Source organism: Staphylococcus sp. HMSC057A08, assembly GCF_001812925.1.
GTDB lineage: Bacteria > Bacillota > Bacilli > Staphylococcales > Staphylococcaceae > Staphylococcus > Staphylococcus hominis.
This window is the reverse complement of sequence record NZ_KV810854.1, coordinates 118,507-136,829: the sequence shown is the minus strand read 5'-3', so window position 1 is coordinate 136,829 and position 18,323 is coordinate 118,507. Positions and strand designations below refer to the sequence as shown.

25 protein-coding genes are annotated in these 18,323 nt (G+C 30.5%); all 25 read right to left on the bottom strand.

Features of this window, described 5'->3' with window-relative positions:
- Positions 1-39: 39 nt before the first annotated feature.
- Positions 40-504, bottom strand: a complete 465-nt coding sequence (locus HMPREF2881_RS05245) for a ComE operon protein 2 (RefSeq protein ID WP_002449872.1) — start codon at positions 502-504, stop codon at positions 40-42.
- Between the two features lie 66 nt (positions 505-570).
- Positions 571-1,233, bottom strand: a complete 663-nt coding sequence (locus HMPREF2881_RS05240) for a helix-hairpin-helix domain-containing protein (protein ID WP_002449803.1) — start codon at positions 1,231-1,233, stop codon at positions 571-573.
- Between the two features lie 52 nt (positions 1,234-1,285).
- Positions 1,286-2,017: a class I SAM-dependent DNA methyltransferase gene (locus HMPREF2881_RS05235; RefSeq protein WP_002449715.1), complete on the bottom strand. Its 732-nt coding sequence runs from the start codon at positions 2,015-2,017 to the stop codon at positions 1,286-1,288.
- A 1-nt stretch (position 2,018) separates the two neighbouring features.
- Positions 2,019-2,372 (bottom strand): ribosome silencing factor, encoded by a 354-nt coding sequence (gene rsfS, locus HMPREF2881_RS05230; RefSeq protein WP_002449779.1) that lies wholly within the window; start codon positions 2,370-2,372, stop codon positions 2,019-2,021.
- Positions 2,373-2,957 (bottom strand): bis(5'-nucleosyl)-tetraphosphatase (symmetrical) YqeK, encoded by a 585-nt coding sequence (gene yqeK / locus HMPREF2881_RS05225; protein ID WP_002449864.1) that lies wholly within the window; start codon positions 2,955-2,957, stop codon positions 2,373-2,375. It abuts the gene before it with no gap.
- Positions 2,947-3,516: a nicotinate-nucleotide adenylyltransferase gene (locus HMPREF2881_RS05220; protein ID WP_002449696.1), complete on the bottom strand. Its 570-nt coding sequence runs from the start codon at positions 3,514-3,516 to the stop codon at positions 2,947-2,949. Before HMPREF2881_RS05220 ends, yqeK begins: the two co-directional genes overlap by 11 nt.
- Positions 3,517-3,520: 4 nt before the next feature.
- The gene (gene yhbY / locus HMPREF2881_RS05215) at positions 3,521-3,811 is read right to left on the bottom strand and encodes a ribosome assembly RNA-binding protein YhbY (protein WP_002449800.1); all 291 of its coding nucleotides are present in this window, start codon (positions 3,809-3,811) and stop codon (positions 3,521-3,523) included.
- Between the two features lie 6 nt (positions 3,812-3,817).
- Positions 3,818-4,624 (bottom strand): shikimate dehydrogenase, encoded by an 807-nt coding sequence (gene aroE, locus HMPREF2881_RS05210; protein ID WP_002488542.1) that lies wholly within the window; start codon positions 4,622-4,624, stop codon positions 3,818-3,820.
- A gap of 12 nt (positions 4,625-4,636) precedes the next feature.
- On the bottom strand, positions 4,637-5,737 hold the full coding sequence (yqeH, locus tag HMPREF2881_RS05205; RefSeq protein WP_002449730.1) for a ribosome biogenesis GTPase YqeH: 1,101 nt from the start codon (positions 5,735-5,737) through the stop codon (positions 4,637-4,639).
- Positions 5,738-6,265 carry a YqeG family HAD IIIA-type phosphatase gene (locus tag HMPREF2881_RS05200; RefSeq protein ID WP_002449847.1) on the bottom strand — a complete coding sequence of 176 codons (528 nt, stop codon included), beginning with the start codon at positions 6,263-6,265 and terminating at the stop codon, positions 5,738-5,740.
- Positions 6,266-6,292: 27 nt separating this feature from the next.
- The gene (locus HMPREF2881_RS05195; RefSeq protein WP_002449724.1) at positions 6,293-6,979 is read right to left on the bottom strand and encodes a 5'-methylthioadenosine/adenosylhomocysteine nucleosidase; all 687 of its coding nucleotides are present in this window, start codon (positions 6,977-6,979) and stop codon (positions 6,293-6,295) included.
- 176 nt (positions 6,980-7,155) lie between these two features.
- Positions 7,156-8,394: an NRAMP family divalent metal transporter gene (locus HMPREF2881_RS05190; protein ID WP_002449885.1), complete on the bottom strand. Its 1,239-nt coding sequence runs from the start codon at positions 8,392-8,394 to the stop codon at positions 7,156-7,158.
- A gap of 12 nt (positions 8,395-8,406) precedes the next feature.
- Entirely contained in the window at positions 8,407-9,159 is a 753-nt protein-coding gene (gene pxpA / locus HMPREF2881_RS05185) for a 5-oxoprolinase subunit PxpA (protein ID WP_037555992.1), read from the bottom strand.
- The gene (locus tag HMPREF2881_RS05180; RefSeq protein ID WP_002488528.1) at positions 9,159-10,520 is read right to left on the bottom strand and encodes an acetyl-CoA carboxylase biotin carboxylase subunit; all 1,362 of its coding nucleotides are present in this window, start codon (positions 10,518-10,520) and stop codon (positions 9,159-9,161) included. Before HMPREF2881_RS05180 ends, pxpA begins: the two co-directional genes overlap by 1 nt.
- Before the next feature lie 13 nt (positions 10,521-10,533).
- A complete protein-coding gene (locus tag HMPREF2881_RS05175) occupies positions 10,534-10,974 on the bottom strand; it encodes an acetyl-CoA carboxylase biotin carboxyl carrier protein (RefSeq protein ID WP_002449821.1) in 441 nt (146 codons plus the stop codon).
- A 2-nt stretch (positions 10,975-10,976) separates the two neighbouring features.
- Complete coding sequence (locus HMPREF2881_RS05170) at positions 10,977-11,981, bottom strand: 5-oxoprolinase subunit C family protein (RefSeq protein ID WP_002449914.1); 1,005 nt, start codon at positions 11,979-11,981, stop codon at positions 10,977-10,979.
- Positions 11,971-12,699: a 5-oxoprolinase subunit PxpB gene (gene pxpB / locus HMPREF2881_RS05165; protein ID WP_002455261.1), complete on the bottom strand. Its 729-nt coding sequence runs from the start codon at positions 12,697-12,699 to the stop codon at positions 11,971-11,973. The genes HMPREF2881_RS05170 and pxpB overlap by 11 nt, the downstream gene beginning before the upstream one ends.
- Before the next feature lie 336 nt (positions 12,700-13,035).
- The gene (greA, locus tag HMPREF2881_RS05160) at positions 13,036-13,512 is read right to left on the bottom strand and encodes a transcription elongation factor GreA (protein ID WP_002487999.1); all 477 of its coding nucleotides are present in this window, start codon (positions 13,510-13,512) and stop codon (positions 13,036-13,038) included.
- Positions 13,513-13,568: 56 nt separating this feature from the next.
- Positions 13,569-14,192, bottom strand: coding sequence for a uridine kinase (udk, locus tag HMPREF2881_RS05155; protein ID WP_002488001.1), 624 nt, complete (start codon positions 14,190-14,192; stop codon positions 13,569-13,571).
- Positions 14,192-15,460 carry a peptidase U32 family protein gene (locus HMPREF2881_RS05150; RefSeq protein ID WP_002449013.1) on the bottom strand — a complete coding sequence of 423 codons (1,269 nt, stop codon included), beginning with the start codon at positions 15,458-15,460 and terminating at the stop codon, positions 14,192-14,194. The genes udk and HMPREF2881_RS05150 overlap by 1 nt, the downstream gene beginning before the upstream one ends.
- A gap of 13 nt (positions 15,461-15,473) precedes the next feature.
- Positions 15,474-16,397, bottom strand: a complete 924-nt coding sequence (locus HMPREF2881_RS05145; RefSeq protein ID WP_037555620.1) for a peptidase U32 family protein — start codon at positions 16,395-16,397, stop codon at positions 15,474-15,476.
- A gap of 2 nt (positions 16,398-16,399) precedes the next feature.
- On the bottom strand, positions 16,400-17,035 hold the full coding sequence (locus HMPREF2881_RS05140) for an O-methyltransferase (protein ID WP_002448992.1): 636 nt from the start codon (positions 17,033-17,035) through the stop codon (positions 16,400-16,402).
- 259 nt (positions 17,036-17,294) lie between these two features.
- Positions 17,295-17,603, bottom strand: coding sequence for a DUF1292 domain-containing protein (locus HMPREF2881_RS05135; protein WP_002448965.1), 309 nt, complete (start codon positions 17,601-17,603; stop codon positions 17,295-17,297).
- Positions 17,604-17,617: 14 nt separating this feature from the next.
- Positions 17,618-18,046, bottom strand: a complete 429-nt coding sequence (ruvX, locus tag HMPREF2881_RS05130) for a Holliday junction resolvase RuvX (protein WP_002448946.1) — start codon at positions 18,044-18,046, stop codon at positions 17,618-17,620.
- On the bottom strand, positions 18,047-18,307 hold the full coding sequence (locus HMPREF2881_RS05125; RefSeq protein ID WP_002448947.1) for an IreB family regulatory phosphoprotein: 261 nt from the start codon (positions 18,305-18,307) through the stop codon (positions 18,047-18,049). It lies immediately after the preceding gene.
- Positions 18,308-18,323 lie beyond the last annotated feature (16 nt).

Genomic DNA, 18,323 nt, shown 5'->3' with positions numbered 1-18,323 from the left:
ATAATATACCACTTAAAAAAGAAAGTGCATATAAAACAACTAACATTCTTTAGTTAAAAATTCAGCTATTTTATTAGCAGAAAATGGTATTTTTTCATACTCAATACCTGCTTGATTTAATAATTTAATAGCATATTTATGATTATGATAATCTTTTGCATAGTATATTTTTTTAATACCTGCTTGAATAATAGACTTAGTACAGTTTAAACAAGGAAAATGTGTGACATATATCGTTGCATTATCTGACGATACACCTTGTTTTGCGCATTGTAATAATGCATTCATTTCTGCGTGGATGGTTCTAATACAATGATCATCTTCTATTAAACATCCTACATCAATACAGTGAACTTCTCCTGCTACTGAGCCATTATAACCTCCTGCAATTATTCTATTGTCCTTTACAATTGTTGCGCCTACTGATAATCGTTGACATGTAGAACGTAATGCAAGCAAATGACTTTGTGCCATAAAATATTCATCCCATTTTATTCTATCCATAAAGTTCAACTCCTTAAAAAAATATATATCTATTATAATTTATATTAAAATTTCTTCCAATTTAATTTATGTAGTAAAGTAATCTTTAAGTTTCTCAAAAGTTTTCCCTCCAATTCCTCTTACTTGTTTTAAGTCTTCAACATTATTAAACTGTCCCTTTTCCTCTCTGTATTTAATAATCTCTTTCACTTTAGTTGGCCCTATACCTGGAACATTAAGCAATTCTCTTTCATTTGCTGTGTTAAGATTGACTTTAATACTTTCAGAAGTATTTAAATTACTTTGATTAGTGGGTGTAGCATTTATTTTCGTTTCATTTTTATTAGGTATATAAATCATTTTTTGATCAGTAAGTTTTTCAGATAAATTGATTTTTGTAATATCAGCGTTTTCAGAAACTTTAGCTTTTTTTAATACATCTTTAACTCTATCGTTCTTTTTCATTTCATAAACATCTGGTAATTTAACAGCCCCTTTGACATCTACATAAATAGTTGAATTTTCTTTAGAAGAAGTGGATAAATTATTATCATTTTTATTTTTATTATATTTTTCATTATTATTAAATTGGCTATTATTAGCATTAGATGTTGTCATATGTTCTGAAGTCTCATTATTTTTCATAAGCATGAGAATCACTATAAAAAGTAACACTACTGCAATTAAAATGATGATATGAGTCTTCCACTTAGTTAATAATTGAATTATTTCATTTCTATACTTAAACAAAAACTCATCTCCTTATATGTATAAACGTATAAGGAGATGAGTTTACTTTATTTTATTTATAAGCAACAAAAAACAATCTGTCACCTTTTTCATTATGATTATTGATGTCAAAGTCTACAAAAGTTTCAATACGATTAAATCCAGTTTGTTTTAACAATCGAATATAGAAATCTTTTTCAAATGTTCTTTGATAGTGTGATTCATTAAAACGGTGATAATTACCATTATGCTGTTTTAAAAAGAAACTCATATCATGATAAACACTATAAGGTTCTCCACCCTTTATAGCTTCCCACGCTAAAAATATATTATCATTATCATCAATATAACATTGATTATTAAATGCTGTGTTCATTTTATATATCGTATGAATATCGAATATAAACATTCCTAAATGAGATAAATGATTAAATACACAATTAAACGTATTTACGATATCATCAATATCAGGTAAATAATTCAGGGAATCACAAAATATTGTTACAACATCATATGTTGTATTTAATGAAAAATCGGTCATGTCACCTTCTAACCAAGTAACTTGATTAGATTTATTTGCAGCAATAGATAACATGTCTGTACTTAAATCCATGCCTGTAACCGTTCCAATAGAAGGAAGTAATTGCGTTAAACTTCCAGTGCCACAACCAATATCAAGAATATTTATTGAATCATTAGAAGACATTGTTCTTGTATAATATTTTACAATATTAAACCATTCTTCATAAGGTTGATCTTGAGTAAGCTGATCATAAACTTTACTCATTTCAGTGTATTGCATCATTTTAATATGCTACCTGATTATATGATTCTATTGGAGCATCTTGATAAAGTTTCTCTATATTATAGTAATTGCGTTCATCTTTATGGAAAATATGAACTACTACGTCTGCTAAATCAATTAAGACCCATCTTGCACTTTGATAACCTTCCATACGCTTTACTTCAATATTATTTTCATGCACTTTTTCTTTTACTGCTCTAGCAATTGATTGAACTTGACGTTCATTATTACCATGACACACTACAAAATAATCAGTCATATCACTAATACCTTGCATATTAAGAGAAACAATATCTTCTGCTTTTTTATCTTCTGTCGCTGTGACAGCAATATTTAATAATTCTTCTGAATTCATTTAATCATCCTTTATCTTTTGATCACTATAATTATAATAATTTAAACATTCAATCGTAGAACCATAAACAGTAATATCTTTACTAATTAAAAATAAGACTGTTCGTTTTGATATTTCATAAATTGTTTTATCTAAGCTACCTTGATTGTATGCCATATCTCTAATTTCTTCAACTCCTGGAGTTTTTCTACCAGGTTCTATATAGTCAGCAATAAATACCAATTTTTCAGTTTTTGTCATTTCTTTACGACCAGTAGTGTGATATTTAATGGCTAATAATATTTCTTCATCTTCGATGCCATAATCAGCCTTCATTAATGCTGCACATACAGGTCCATGAAGAATTTCACTTCCATAACTTAACAAATTGCTATCTAAATCATGTTGGCGAACGACTTGATACATTTTTCCTAAATCATCATATTTACAATAATCATGTAAAATGCCTGCTAACTCTGCTTTACTTTTATCTCCATCATAGATTTCAGCAAGCTTAACTGCTGTGTCAGCTACTCTAAGAGAATGTTTAAAACGCTTTTCGGGCAATTTATTTTCGATAAGTTTTTTTGCTTCTTTAGTGTTCATAGAATCCTTCCTCTCTAATATATTTACTAACATTTCGAGGGACTAAAATATCAATTGTTTTTTTATCTTTTACACGTTGTCTAATCATTGATGAACTAATATCCATTCTTGGAATAGATATGGAAATCATATTTTCATCAACCTTTTGAATATTTTTTTCTCTATTTACTACTATAAAGATAATCATTTGCTTTAATTCATCTATTTTATACCATTTATCAAGTTGATCATATTGGTCTGATCCTATTACAAAATAAAACTTATCGTAAGGATTTTGGTCAATTAAAGCTTTTAATGTATCATACGTATAACTTTGACCTTTTCTTTCTAATTCTGCATAACAAATATTTCCGAAACCTAACTGCTCAATTACCATATTAATCATTTTGATGCGATAATGAGCATCTAAGTAATCGTTATGTTCTTTAAGTGGAGCCATATAACTTGGTAAAAAATAGAAAACATCCGGTTTAATTTTATGAAATACTTCATTAGCTACTAACATATGTGCAGTATGAATAGGATTAAATTGTCCGCCGTATAAAACAATTTTTTTCATAGAATTATGGTAATGAAATTTCCTTATTTTCTTGAGATTCTCTATAAATGACTATCATTGATCCAATGACTTGGACCACTTCACTATTAGTAGCTTGACTTAGCGTTTGGGCTAAATCGTTTTTATCATCAAAATTATTTTGAAGTATATGAATTTTAATTAATTCTCTATTTTCAAGTGTTTCATCTATTTGACTAATCATATTATCATTAATTCCAGCTTTACCTATTTGAAAAATTGGATCAATGTTATGCGCCAAACTTCTTAAATATCTTTTTTGTTTACCTGTTAGCATAGCATATTATTCTCCTTTTAATTGATTTAAAACTGCTAATTTCATTTCTTTAATTTCAGCATCTTTGCCAGTCCATATTTTAAAGCTCTCAGCACCTTGATATACAAACATATCTAGACCATTATAAATAGGGTTACCCTTCTCTTCAGCTTGTTGTAAAAATGATGTTTTATAGGGAATATAAATGATATCACTTACCAATGTATTCGGTGATAATTGATCGAGACGAATTACACTCTCTTTATTATTATCTAATCCTGCTGATGTTGTATTAATAATAATATCAAACTCATCAAGATATTGTTCAGCTTGTTGTAGGGTAATCGCATTAATATCTAATTTCCAATTATCAAAGCGACTCATTGTTCTATTCGCTATAGTTAATTTAGGTTGTACACATTGTGAAAGTGCAGTTGCAATACCTTTGCTTGCACCCCCAGCTCCAAGAATTAAAATATATGCATTTGATAAGTCAGGATATACTTGTTTTAATCCTTTTACGTATCCAAGACCATCAGTATTATAACCAATCCATTTATTCCCTTCTATTTTCACAGTATTCACTGCACCTACAGCTTTAGCTTGTTCATCAATATCATCTAAGAATGGAATAATGCGTTCTTTATGAGGAATAGTAATATTAAATCCACTTAAATTTTTTTCAGTTATTATTTCTTTAATATTATCGAAATCTTGAACCGGTATATGCAATGCTTCATAAGTATCATTTAAACCTAAAACTTTAAAATTAGTATTATGCATCACTGGAGATAATGAATGTGAAATCGGATCTCCTATCACTGCAAATTTCATTATGAATCCTCCCTACATAATAGATTGTCTTAAAACAACATCAACACTTTTAGGAACACGAACAATCACTTTTGCACCTGCTTCGAGTGTAATAAAGCCCAATCCAGAAATCATAATGTCACGTTTTTCTTTCCCTGTTTCTAGACGTACAGCTTTCATATCACTTATATTAAATTTTTCGGGGTTACTAGGTGGACTTAATAAATGCCCTATTTGATTTCGCCATAAATCATTTGCCTTTTCAGTTTTAGTTCTATGAATATTTAAATCATTAGAAAAATAACATACAAGTGGTCGTTTCCCACCAGAAACATAATCTATCCTAGCTAATCCACCGAAGAATAAAGTTTGTCCCTCATTTAACTGAAATACACGTTGTTTAATTTCATTCCTAGGAATAATCACTTTCAATTCTTTTTCAGTAACATAATGGGTCATTTGATGCGCTTGTATAATGCCAGGTGTGTCATACATAAATGTGTTCTCATCTAAAGGAATATCTATCATATCTAATGTTGTACCTGGAAATCTTGATGTTGTAACGACATCTTTTTCACCTACACTTTGCTCAATTAATTTATTGATTAAAGTTGATTTACCAACATTTGTAGTACCAACGATATAAACATCTTGATGATTTCTAAAACGGTTGATTGATTCTAAAAGTGCATCAATACCCCATCCTTTATGAGCTGATATTAATACCACCTCTTCAGCTTCTAATCCATACTTTCTAGCTGTTCTTTTTAACCATTCTTTTACACGACGTTGGTTAATTTGTCTTGGTAAAAGATCTAATTTATTCGCCGCCAAAATGATTTTCTTATTTCCTACAATTCGTTTTAAAGCATTAATAAACGATCCTTCAAAGTCAAAAACATCAATTACGTTAACGATAATCCCTTGTCTATCGGATAATCCATTTAATAAATTTAAAAAATCTTCACTATCCATTCCTACATCTTGTATTTCATTATAATTTTTTAATCTAAAACAACGTTGGCATATAACATCATCTCTAAATAAATTATGTTCTGGCACATACCCAGGTGCGTTTTTATCTTCAGATTGTAAAGGAGCGCCACAACCGATACATTTTAAAGTTTCATCCAATCAATTTTCCTCCCATGTAATATAGCCTTTTCTTTTAAAATAGTTTAATAATCGACGTTCGATTATTCTATTTAGTCTAGTTAAAAATCCATCTGTCTTTTTGACAGGAACTACCATGATAGTATATAGACCGTTATTATTGCCACCAAGTACGTCTGTAAGCATTTGGTCACCTATAACGACTGTTTCTTCTGGTTTAATATTCATGTGTTGTATAGCTTTTTTAAAAGCTCTTCCCATAGGTTTTCTAGCTTTAAAGATAAAATCAACGTCTAAGTCTTTCGAAAAACCGGAAACACGTTTTTCACTATTATTTGATACAATTGTAATCGTTAATCCTAAATCATTTGCTTTTTTAAACCATTCTTGTATTTCTTTCGTTGGTGTTTTAACGTCCCAACCTACTAATGTATTATCTAAATCTGTAATAATACCTTTAAAACCAGAATTTGCTAACTTTTCAATATCAATTTGAAATACAGATTGTACATAATCACTAGGCATAAAATATTTTTTAATTAATCCCATTCATTTCACCTTTAAATTATTTATTGTTTATATTTCTTTAACCAACTGTTCAACAATGTTACTTGATGATTGAGCTGCTTTACCAAGAAACTCTTCAAACGACATTTCTGCTTTCCCATTTGCTAAATCAGAAACAGCACGAGTGACGATAAAAGGTAAATTAAATTGATAACAAGTTTGAGCAATAGCCGTTGCTTCCATTTCAACTGCCATAGCTTCTGAAAACTGACGTTTAATTTTTAATCGCTGTTCGCTACTACCAATAAAGCTATCGCCACTTACAATTTGACCAATTTTAGCGGTTAAATTTTGCTGTTTTACAACTTTTTCAGTTAATTGGAGTAATTGTTGGTTAGCTTCAAATTGAGCTGGCATTTGAGGTATTTGACCGATGTCGTATCCAAAAGCAGTTGCATCTGCATCATGGTACATCACATGATTACTAATTAAAATGTCTCCAACTGATAAACTGTCATCTAAAGCACCAGCAGAACCTGTATTTATAATTAATGTTGGTTTAAATTTTTCAATTAACAATGTTGTGGATATTGCAGCATTTACTTTTCCAATTCCACTTTGTGTTAAAACAACATCTTTATCATTTAGTTGACCACGATAAAATTTTACATGTGCTACTTCAACCTCATTTAAATTCACTAATTTATGTTTTAAAATCGCTACTTCTTCTTCCATAGCTCCAATAATTCCAATCATATTTACACCTCAACTTTAATCTTAGCACATGTTATTCTAACATAATTTCTAGTTCATCACGACTAACTTTTTCTATTAAAATAATCTTGTAAATGATTTAATAAAAAAACTGTCGATACAGTTAAACACTGTCGACAGTTAAATTTTAAAATCCTAAATTAGATATTTATTTATGATTAACCTTTCCATAAAGTAGCTAAATCTTGTAGAGACAATATACCTGTTATAATTGTAACAATAACTGCTACAATGCCAAATACTAGCATCCATGTTGGATGTTTATAATCTCCAACAATTGATTTTTTTCTACTCGCTATCAATATTGCACCCAAAGTAATCGGTAAAATCCATCCATTTATTGCTCCAGCAATAATCAATAAACTAATTGGTTTTCCAATTAATAAGAAAATTATTGTTGAAATCACGATGAAGACAATGACAATCAAATTATTTTTATTAAATAATGATTTGTGTAATGTTTTTAAGAAAGTTGCACTTGTATATGCTGAACCGATCACTGATGACATTGCGGCTGCGAAAATAACAACTCCAAAAATATTTTTTCCTATTGGTCCAATAGCATGTTCAAATACTGATGCTGGCGGATTATCTGCATTTAAAGTGACACCTGTCACTACAACTCCAAGTACTGCTAAGAATAATAATGTTCTCATAATACCTGTAGTTAAGATACCTGCAATAGCTGAACGATTCACAAATGGTAAAAACTCTTTACCTTTCATTCCAGAATCAAGTATTCTATGTGCGCCAGCAAATGTGATGTATCCACCTACTGTTCCTCCAACTAAAGTAATAATTGGTAAAATTAATTTAATGGGGTGTTCTGGTGCAACTGAATGGATAAGTGCATCACCATAGGGAGGGTTAGATACAACCATGACATAAGCTACTACTAATATCATTATTACTCCTAAAATCATTGAAACAATATCCATAATTTTTTGACCACTTTTACTTACAAATATTAAAATTGCAAAAATGGCTGTAATCGCTGCTCCCCATTTAACATCAAGTCCAAACATTGCATTCAATCCTAAACCAGCACCAGCTATGTTTCCGATATTAAAAGCAAGTCCTCCAAAAGCAATCAATATTGAAATTAAAGTTCCTAATCCAGGTAACACTTTATTTGATGCTTCTTGACCACGTAAACCTGTTACAACTAATACACGCCAAATATTAATTTGAGCTCCAATATCAATTAATATAGAGATTAAGATTGCAAAAGCGAAACTTGCATAAAATTCTGCCGTAAACACAGCAGTTTGAGTTAAAAATGCAGGACCAATCGCTGATGTAGCCATTAAAAATACAGATCCATAAAGTAAGCGTCTATGACTTTTTGTAAATTTAAAATTGTCTTTATCTTGTTTTTGATTTAAACTTTCTTTCATTAGAAAACCCCCTTATAAGGATTGAATATCAATGCCTTCTTTCGTTAATTTTTTTCTTATTTGTTCAACAAATTCTAGTGCATGTTTACCATCACCGTGAACACATATTGTATCTGTTTCCAAATCAATTTCTTTCCCATTGCGACTTATCACTTTGTTTTCAGTTACCATTTTCAAAACTTGTTTTAGTGCTTCATCAGTATCAGTAATGACTGCGTCTGGTTCTTTACGACTAACTAATTGTCCATTATCTTCGTAACGTCTATCAGCAAACACTTCAGAAGCTGTTTTCAATCCAATTGCTTTAGCTTCAGATATTAATAATGAATTAGATAAACCTACAAGCACTATAGCAGAATCAAAATCGTATACTGCTTTTGCAATTGCTTTTGCAATGTCTTTATTTTTAGCACCCATATTATACAGTGCACCGTGTGGTTTAACATGATTTATTCGTGTTTGATGTACTTTACAAAATCCTTCTAAAGCACCTAACTGATAAACTATGAGGTTATATACTTCGGTTGGACTAATATCCATCTTTCGACGACCAAACCCTTTTAAATCTGGAAGTCCGGGATGAGCGCCAATACTCACATGATTTTTTTTAGCTAATTTTACTGTTTGATTCATTACATTTTCATCGCCCGCATGAAAACCACAGGCTATATTAGCAGATGTAACTAAAGGAATGATATCTTTATCACCTCCAAATGAATAGTTACCAAATGCTTCACCTAGATCACAGTTTAAATCAACTTTCATCATAATTTCACTCCTTTAACTATGTGATGTTTTTCAAGGAATTTAATATCAACTTCTTCTGCATTTCCTTTTGCGTATGGTGGGTAACTTAATACTGCATATAGAAAATCAGCCGTAGTAGTGAAACCATCAATTACCATTTCGTCAAGTGCCACTTTTAATTTGTTAATCGCAGAAGTTCTATTAGAGTCTTTTACGATAACTTTTGCAACTAGTGAATCATAGTAAGGAGATACTTGATAACCAGCATATAATAACGAATCTACTCTAATATTAAAACCTTGAGGTAAGTGTAGACGTTTAACTTTACCTGGAGTAGGTTGGAATTTCTTTTCTGGATTTTCAGCGTTGATACGTGCCTCTATTACATGACCATTGAATACAATATCTTCTTGACTAAAAGGTAATTTATTATGTAATAACAAATATAATTGTGCTTGTAATAAATCTCTATCTGCACGCATTTCAGTAACAGTATGTTCTACTTGTATTCTTGCGTTCATTTCAATAAAGTAATGTGCCTCTTCAGTAACTAAAAATTCAATAGTACCAGCACTACGATAATTAGAGGCTTTTGCAACTTTGACAGCATCATTACATATTTTTTCACGTCGTTCTTCAGATAATGCTGCACATGGTGCTTCTTCTATTAATTTTTGATTTTTTCTTTGGACTGAACAATCTCGTTCACCTAAATGAACATAATTTTCTTTGCCGTCACCAATCACTTGAACCTCTACGTGTTTTGCAACAGGAATAAATGCTTCTACATACACTCGATCATCATTAAAATATTTTTGACCTTCACTTTTAGCTTCTTTTAATGACTTCTCAAGTTGATTTTCTTCCTTAACAATTCGAATACCTTTACCGCCACCACCACTTGCGGCTTTTAATACTAAAGGATATCCTATGTCTTTTGCTAATTCTTTAATTTCTTCTACAGAGTTTACTGCATCTGTTGAGCCAGGAATAACTGGTACTCCTGCTGAATGAACGGTTTGACGAGCAGTTATTTTATCACCCATCATTTCCATTGTTTTTTTGTTAGGGCCAATAAAATGAATACCATTTTCTTCAACTTTTTGGGCAAATGTTGTACTCTCCGATAGAAATCCGTATCCAGGATGGATAGCATTAGAACCTGTGATTTCAGCTGCACCAATAATACGTTCTATATTTAAATAACTATCTAAAGGATTTGCTTCTCCAATGCAAACTGCTTGATCAGCCAAACTTACATGAAGACTTTTTTCATCACCTTTAGCGTATACTGCAACAGTTTCTATTCCCATTTCTCGACACGCTCGAATGATACGTACCGCAATTTCTCCTCTATTTGCTACTAAACAACGATACATATTTTTGCCCCCTTTATTTTACTTTAACTAGAACTTGATCGTATTCAACGTTTGTACCATGTTCAACAACAATGTCGGTAATCTCACCATCTATATCACTAGTCACTTCATTCATTACTTTCATTGCTTCAACATATCCGATAATATCACCAGATTTAATGTTGTCACCTACTTGAATTATAGGATCCGTTAATTCCTTGCTATCTTGTAAGAAGAATGTTCCTACCATAGGAGAAGTAATTGTTTTTGATGAATCATTTGAAGGGTTATTTTCTGAAATACTTTTGTCTTGAGAATTCCCTTCAGATTGTATTACTGGAGTACTATTATTTTGATTGTTACTTTGTTCAGTAAAATCTAATTCGATTTCGTTTTTGTTATCTTTATATTTAAATTTTTTTACATCATTTGATTTTACAAGTTTAATGACTTCTTCTATTTTTTTAATATCCATAACTATCTCTCCTTTGTAATGATTTTAGTCAATTTCTTTGCTGTCGGTCTCATTTCACCCATATTAAAGGTTGGTGACGTGTTAATTTCAGCATTTAAATGATTAAAGTGATTTAGATATTGTTCCTGAACCTTTGCAGACTCTTCAATCGTTGACCACTTAAATCGAATTAAATCTCCTGGCTTAAATTGAGCAATTTTATTTAAATCCAGTTGAGTGACTGTAGCGATTTTCGTATAGCCACCTATAGTTTGTTTATCATTTAATAAGATAATAGGATTACCATCATTTGGGACTTGAATACTTCCTAAAGCAACAGGTTCTGAAATAATATCTGCTCCAGTTTTAGGAGGGATATGCTCACCATTAAGACGATACCCCATTCTATCAGATTTTTCAGAAACTTTATATTCCATATTAACGAGCTTATTTATACTTTCCTTTGAAAATGCTTCAATTTGTGGACCGGTAATAATATGTATTATATTATCTTCGGGAATAGCATTATAAACTGTTGTTTTACCCAAATTTTGTTTGAAAGATGGATTTTCTTTTAAGTATATCAAATCTCCTTTTGATAATGGTCTCCCTTTGTAACCACCAATTTTACTTCTAGTATGTGTCGAATAACTTTCTGCTATTGGTTGAATATCTAAAGGATGGCCAAAGAAAATATAACCACGGGCGCCTGCAGTCACTGCTCCAACTTTCAAAATATCGCCTTTGCATGCATAAATTACAGTATTAATATCAACTGTCTCTTCATTTAATTTTGCGTTTACATGTGCTCCTGTCAAAATAAATGTATTATCTTTATTAAATTGAAGTGTTGGACCGATAATAGTATATTCAAGGCTGGGTCCATTATTACCAATTAAAGTCTTACCAATTAAATAACTATATAAATCCATAGCACCAGCACTTGAAAAACCTAGGTGTTGAAAACCAAATCTTCCTTCATCTTGAACAGTTGTAAACATACCAGGTTGAATAATACTAATCGACATGATTTAACACCCACTTTTCTTTATTAAATCGATTTTCTGCTATTTCACTTTGGATGTCGTTAAATGTATTTTCATCAATAGAATAAAACTTAATATAATCCCCCGCTTGATATAAAGACATTTCATCGTCGTTGATATCAAATACTTTTAATGGTGTTCTTCCAATAATTTGCCAACCACCTGGTGAATCAGAAGGATATAAACCAGTTTGATTATTTGCTATTCCTACTGAACCTGCGTCAATTTTGACTCTAGGTTCATCTCGACGTGGAGTATGTAAACGAGAATCCAATCCACCTAAAAATGGAAAACCAGGCATAAAACCTAACATGTAAACGAGATATTCATTTTGAGTATGGATTCGAATGACTTCATCAGTAGTTAGTTTGTTATGTTTAGCTACATATGGTAAATCAGGTCCGACTTCTGAATTATATAATACTGGAATATGTATGATCGTTTTATCTGAAATATCTTTAGCATGTTCACCATTTAACTGTTTTAAATCTAATATATCTATTAATTGCTTAAAATTAAGCTTTATATTATCAAAATTTATCATAATTGCTCTATATGACGGTATCACATCTTTGATACCATCTATTCTTTTAGCGTGTATATGTTTAGTAACGGATTCAACATCTCTGTAATTACTTTCAGATATTTCTTCTTTAAAATAAAGCGCAATTGATTGTTCATTAATAATCTTTATTTCCAAAGATGATGGTCCTCCTTCGATTATAAATAACGTATTTCATTTTATATATTAGTAATATAAAATATCCACGTATTCATAGTAGTTTAATATGTCTTTCAAATAGACAATAATAAAAGAAGGTAAGTAATGCATTAATGTAATCGCTTACCCCCTTTCAGTACAAGATATTTATATAATTTGTCTACATTGTTATTTAAGCATATATTTATATTTTTGTCATGTGAAAGTTCTAAAAATTAAATGAATGTACTTGCTTATATCTAATTTATAGTTAAATAATTATAAATATTTAACTATAAAAAAATCCAAAAATCAAAATGATTTTTGGATTTTTTGTTACTTAATATCAACGATTTTAACTTTCATTTCTCCACCATTTGGAAGTGGAACACGAACTTCATCATTTAAATTTTTACCAATAAGTGCTTTTGCTATTGGAGATTCATTTGAAATTTTTCCTTTAAACGCATCTGCTTCTGCAGATCCAACAATTTGATAGCTTTCTTCTTCATCACCAGGTAATTCGACAAACGTAACAGTTTTACCAATTTGAATAACATTATTATCACCGTTGTCTTCAATAATCAAAGCATATCTAAGCATGTGTTCAATACGTTGAATATCTTGCTCAATAAAACCTTGTTCATCTTTAGCAGCATCGTATTCTGAGTTCTCAGATAAGTCACCAAAAGATCTAGCAACTTTGATTTTTTCTACTACTTCAGGACGTTTAACTGTTTTAAGTTCTTCTAATTCTTGTTCTAACTTTTCATAACCTTCCTGTGTCATTGGATATTGTTTTTGATTTTCCATAAGTTCATCTTCCTTTTCAACAAGTTAATTTAATTTTGAAAAATACATATTATTCGTTAATGCTTCCCAACAAGCGTTTGTATTTTTGTTGTCATTATATCAATTGCCACCTTATTACTTCCACCTTCTGGAATAATAATATCAGCATATTTTTTTGTTGGTTCTATAAATTGATTATGCATAGGTCTGACAACATTTAAATATTGGTTAATAACTGATTCCATTGAGCGTCCTCGCTCTTTTGTGTCACGTACAAGTCTTCTTAAAATACGTAAATCTGCATCAGTATCAACGTATATTTTAACATCCATCATATCACGTAATGTTTTATTTTCCAAAGCAAATATACCCTCTACGATAATAACATCTTTAGGTTCAAATGCAATTGTTTCATCACTTCTAGTATGATTTTTATAATCATATGTTGGAACTTCAATCGATTGACCGTTACGCAAATCTTTTAAATTACTAATAAGTAAATCATTATCAAATGCAAAAGGGTGGTCATAATTAGTTTCAAGTCGTTCTTCAAATGTTAAGTGTGATTGATCTTTATAATAATAATCTTGAGCAAGTAAAGCAACACTATGGCCTTCTAAGTTTTTCATTATTTCATTTGTGACAGTTGTTTTTCCTGATCCTGAACCGCCAGCGATTCCGATGATTGTTGTCTGTGTCATTAGCCGATTTCCTTTCTCATCATATTATTAGGGTAAATAGGATGATTCACTTTAATTTGAACAATTTGAAGAGGATGACGTGCTGCATCAAGGTGATTTCCTTCTTCATCATAAATGACATCAATAACCTGTTTAAATGATTCAATTTCAGGTCCAAAAAATTCAATCTCTTGACCAGGTTTAAAGTGATTTCTTTGTTGTATTGTAGCAATATGAGTTGCTTCGTCATAATCTAAAACTAATCCACAAAAATCATATGGTGACTTTTTATTTTGTTGAACACCAAACATTTGCTCTTCATATCCAGGCGTTCCTTCAAAGAAAGCAGGTGCTGTATCTCGATTAGCACATTTGTCTAATTCAATTAACCACTCTGGTTTAATTTTAAAATTATCCGGATCTTCTGCATATGCATCAATAACCTTACGATAAACTGATACTACTGTAGCAATATAATGAATAGATTTCATTCGCCCTTCAATTTTTAAAGAATCTATACCAATATCCATCATTTGAGGAATGGATTCAATTAATTTTAAATCTTTTGGGCTCATAGCAAAAGGTACAACTTCGCCATCTTGATAAAATAAATCTAATTCTCCCTCTTCATCAACAGCTAGTAAATCATAATCCCAACGACAACTTTGACAACAACCGCCTCTGTTAGAGTCTCGTGCTGTCATGTGATTACTTAAAGTACATCTACCTGAATAAGCAATGCACATCGCACCGTGAATAAAGGCTTCTATTTCGATATCAACATTGTCTTTCATTTCTTTCATTTCCATAGCGCCTGTTTCACGAGCTAATACTACTCGATCAAGTCCTTCTTCTTTCCAATATTCCACAGCTTTGTAATTAGAAAGAGATTGTTGTGTTGAGAGATGAATTTCTAATTTAGGAGCTACTTTCTTACATGTTTCAATAATAAGTGGATCTGCTACAATAATTCCTGTTGCACCTGTAGCTTCTAATTGACGTAAATAATCTTCTAAACCGTCTATATTTTCATCATGAGCGATTATATTAGTCGTAACATAAATTTTTGCACCATAACGGTTTGCAAATTCAACGCCTTCTTTAATTTCTTCCATAGTAAAGTTATCAGCGTTAGAACGTAACCCGTATTCTTGTCCACCTAAAAATACAGCATCAGCACCATAGTGAACCGCAATCTTTAACTTCTCTAGGTTTCCAGCAGGCGCTAATAATTCAGGTTTTTTTATTTTTCTTTTAGCATTTACTTCAATTTCATTTAACGTCTTCATACTGGCGCCTCCCTTAATATACTGTTTGTTTATATAAGAACCCTTCATCAAATGGACGATGTTCAGGTTGAATTTCTTCTATTGGATCAATTAACATAAATTTTTCATCTTCATAAGCTTCTGGATCTTCATGATATAAGTCAATGGCTTCTCTATATTGTGCTGTAACAGTATTAATGTATGATTCACTATGTAAGATACCATCAATTTTAAATGAATCAATATTTGCTTCAAAGAATGGCTCTAATTCTTCAATTAAACAGATATCATTAGGAGACATAATATGAGTACCATTGTAATCTTCAAACACAGGATATTTATTTTCTCTTTCTTCATCGTATAATAATAAATCTTGCTCATTCTCACTACGTTGGATTTTCATTTGTCTATCTTGAAAAGTGTAATAATTACCCAATAACATACGTTTAGATTGGAACATACAAGTCATACCGTGAACCTGAACTTCAATTTCAACCTTTGCATGTTTTTTAATATTTAAAATTTCATCTAGGTTTAATTCACGTGCTAATACAGCTCTTTTAGCGCCTTTTTCACCCCAGTAATTACATTGGAAATAATTCGTAACAATTGTTTCTGCATCCCAATTTAATGGTATCGGATTATTTTGTTTTTTAACATACATCACGACAGCAGGATCACCAAAAATAATTCTATCTACTCTTATTTCATGTAAAAATTCAATATAGTTTTCTAAGGCATTTAAATGATAATTATGAAAAATACCATTAACTGCCACATATACTTTTTTATCATGTTCGTGTGCTAAATTAACTGCTTTTCGAACATCTTCACGATTAAATTCTCCGGGTAATCGCAATCCAAATTTTTGCTCTCCAATCACAAATGCATCAGCACCGAGTTCTATCAATGTTTTCATATGATTTAAAGATTTTGGAGTGACAAGTAATTCAGTCATATTCATTCTCCTTTAATAGATATGGCTAAACCATCATCCATATTTAAAAAATTTGTTTTATAGTTCTTTTGTTTCATAAGCCAAGTATTATATTTTTGTACCTTTTTTACCATTTGCTTAACATTTCTTGATCGTACGATATCTATATCAGATACAAATCCATGATACAAAACGTTATCAGTAATAACTAAGCCACCATTTTTCAATAACGGTGTATAATATTCAAAAAATTTTTGAGATTGCGCTTTAGCTGCATCGATAAATATCATATCATATAAATGATTGCTCACTTTATCGTACTGTGATAGCGCATCGCCCTCTATAAGACGAATTTGATTTTCGTATTCAAATTTTTTAAAATTAAATTTTGCTTGTTTTATCATATTCTCATTACGTTCAATAGTAGTAATAGAAATATCTGGTGAAACAGAAGCAAATTGCATCGAACTATATCCAATAGCAGTTCCAATTTCCAAAATATTTTTCGAATGATGAATTCTAATTAATTGTTTTATCATGTCTAAAGTTAATTTATCCACTATAGGAACAGCGTGTTCTTCTGCATAAAATCTTAGTTCTTCAATATTATTATTTAACTGTTCATGAAGATTTAATAAATAGGATTGATTTGATTCCACTTCTATAACTTCCCTTTTAATATCAATAGGCATAAAAATAAATCAGTCAACTAATATTACATTATTTAAAATAAAATAATAAACCTACTTTATGTTTTAATGTATAAATATAGTAACTGACTGTATATTTAAAAATTTATGCTACAGTAATTTAACTTTAAATATTTTATCATAATTCTAAATTAAATTTAAGCCTGAAATATTAAAAACCTCTAACCAAAGTGAATTGATTAGAGATTTATTATTAACAAAAGACTGTTTATTCTTCCATATTTGTATTTACAACTTCTTCAATCATATCCCATTCTTCATCTGTTTCAATAGGAACAAGTTTACCACCATCACCAGATTCATCTGGTTCATTAATCATTGGAATGAGCTCAATCATGTCATCATCATCAGATTGAGCACCTTCTTCAGCTAAAATAACATACTCTTTTTTAAATTCTGGATGATAAAATTCAAGCATTTTTCGATATAAAACTTCATTTCCATTTTCATCGAATAACGTTAATAATTCTTCTTCATTACTAATATTTAATTCTGTATTATGATTATGTTCAGTCATAATGAAATTCTCCTTTATTGAATTGAATCTAAATAGCCTTGCAGTATAAAAACTGCTGCCATTTTATCAATTACTTTTTTTCTTTTTTGTCTTGAGACATCAGCTTCTAATAATGAGCGCTCAGCAGCCATGGTACTTAAACGTTCATCCCACATAATAATTTCAATATTTGGTAAAGCCTCTTGAAGCAATTCTTTGTATTTAAGGGAAGCTTCTCCACGAAAACCAATAGAATTATTCATGTTTTTCGGTAATCCTATGACTACTGAACCAACATTATTGTCTTTTATGATTGAAACCAATCTATCAATACCAAATTCTTCATCTTCTTCATTTATTCTTAGAGTGTCTAGTCCTTGAGCAGTCCAGCCCATCAAATCACTAATTGCGATACCTACAGTTCTACTACCTACATCTAATCCTAAAATTTTATGACGTAACATTTATTTATTATTCTCTTTTAAGTAGTTTGAAACGAGTTCTTCCATAATTACATCTCTATCAATGTGTCGTATTTGATTACGTGCATCATTTTGACGAGGAATGTATGCAGGATCTCCTGAAAGTAAATAGCCGACAATTTGATTTACAGCATTGTAGCCTCGTTCTTCTAGAGTCTGATGTACATTTTTTAAAACTGTTTGGACATTTTCTTTTGGAATTTCATCATAATCGAATTTCATAGTTTTATCAATATTTTCCATAGATGCGACACTCCTC

Coding starts and splice junctions, on each gene's coding strand:
- yhbY (WP_002449800.1), bottom strand. CDS start 3,811: ATGCTAACAGGTAAACAAAAAAGATATTTAAGAAGTTTGGCGCATAAC.
- HMPREF2881_RS05190 (WP_002449885.1), bottom strand. CDS start 8,394: ATGAAAGAAAGTTTAAATCAAAAACAAGATAAAGACAATTTTAAATTT.
- pxpA (WP_037555992.1), bottom strand. CDS start 9,159: ATGAAAGTTGATTTAAACTGTGATCTAGGTGAAGCATTTGGTAACTAT.
- udk (WP_002488001.1), bottom strand. CDS start 14,192: ATGACACAGACAACAATCATCGGAATCGCTGGCGGTTCAGGATCAGGA.
- greA (WP_002487999.1), bottom strand. CDS start 13,512: ATGGAAAATCAAAAACAATATCCAATGACACAGGAAGGTTATGAAAAG.
- HMPREF2881_RS05245 (WP_002449872.1), bottom strand. CDS start 504: ATGGATAGAATAAAATGGGATGAATATTTTATGGCACAAAGTCATTTG.
- HMPREF2881_RS05220 (WP_002449696.1), bottom strand. CDS start 3,516: ATGAAAAAAATTGTTTTATACGGCGGACAATTTAATCCTATTCATACT.
- HMPREF2881_RS05200 (WP_002449847.1), bottom strand. CDS start 6,265: ATGGGATTAATTAAAAAATATTTTATGCCTAGTGATTATGTACAATCT.
- ruvX (WP_002448946.1), bottom strand. CDS start 18,046: ATGTTACGTCATAAAATTTTAGGATTAGATGTAGGTAGTAGAACTGTA.
- HMPREF2881_RS05135 (WP_002448965.1), bottom strand. CDS start 17,603: ATGACTGAACATAATCATAATACAGAATTAAATATTAGTAATGAAGAA.
- HMPREF2881_RS05145 (WP_037555620.1), bottom strand. CDS start 16,397: ATGACTGAATTACTTGTCACTCCAAAATCTTTAAATCATATGAAAACA.
- yqeK (WP_002449864.1), bottom strand. CDS start 2,957: ATGAACACTAAAGAAGCAAAAAAACTTATCGAAAATAAATTGCCCGAA.
- HMPREF2881_RS05235 (WP_002449715.1), bottom strand. CDS start 2,017: ATGATGCAATACACTGAAATGAGTAAAGTTTATGATCAGCTTACTCAA.
- HMPREF2881_RS05150 (WP_002449013.1), bottom strand. CDS start 15,460: ATGAAGACGTTAAATGAAATTGAAGTAAATGCTAAAAGAAAAATAAAA.
- aroE (WP_002488542.1), bottom strand. CDS start 4,624: ATGAAATTTGCAGTGATAGGAGATCCGATTTCACATTCATTATCTCCA.
- HMPREF2881_RS05180 (WP_002488528.1), bottom strand. CDS start 10,520: ATGTATCGTTGTTTAGTAGCAAATAGAGGAGAAATTGCGGTACGTATC.
- HMPREF2881_RS05125 (WP_002448947.1), bottom strand. CDS start 18,307: ATGGAAAATATTGATAAAACTATGAAATTCGATTATGATGAAATTCCA.
- HMPREF2881_RS05170 (WP_002449914.1), bottom strand. CDS start 11,981: ATGTCGATTAGTATTATTCAACCTGGTATGTTTACAACTGTTCAAGAT.
- HMPREF2881_RS05195 (WP_002449724.1), bottom strand. CDS start 6,979: ATGATTGGAATTATTGGAGCTATGGAAGAAGAAGTAGCGATTTTAAAA.
- rsfS (WP_002449779.1), bottom strand. CDS start 2,372: ATGAATTCAGAAGAATTATTAAATATTGCTGTCACAGCGACAGAAGAT.
- HMPREF2881_RS05175 (WP_002449821.1), bottom strand. CDS start 10,974: ATGGATATTAAAAAAATAGAAGAAGTCATTAAACTTGTAAAATCAAAT.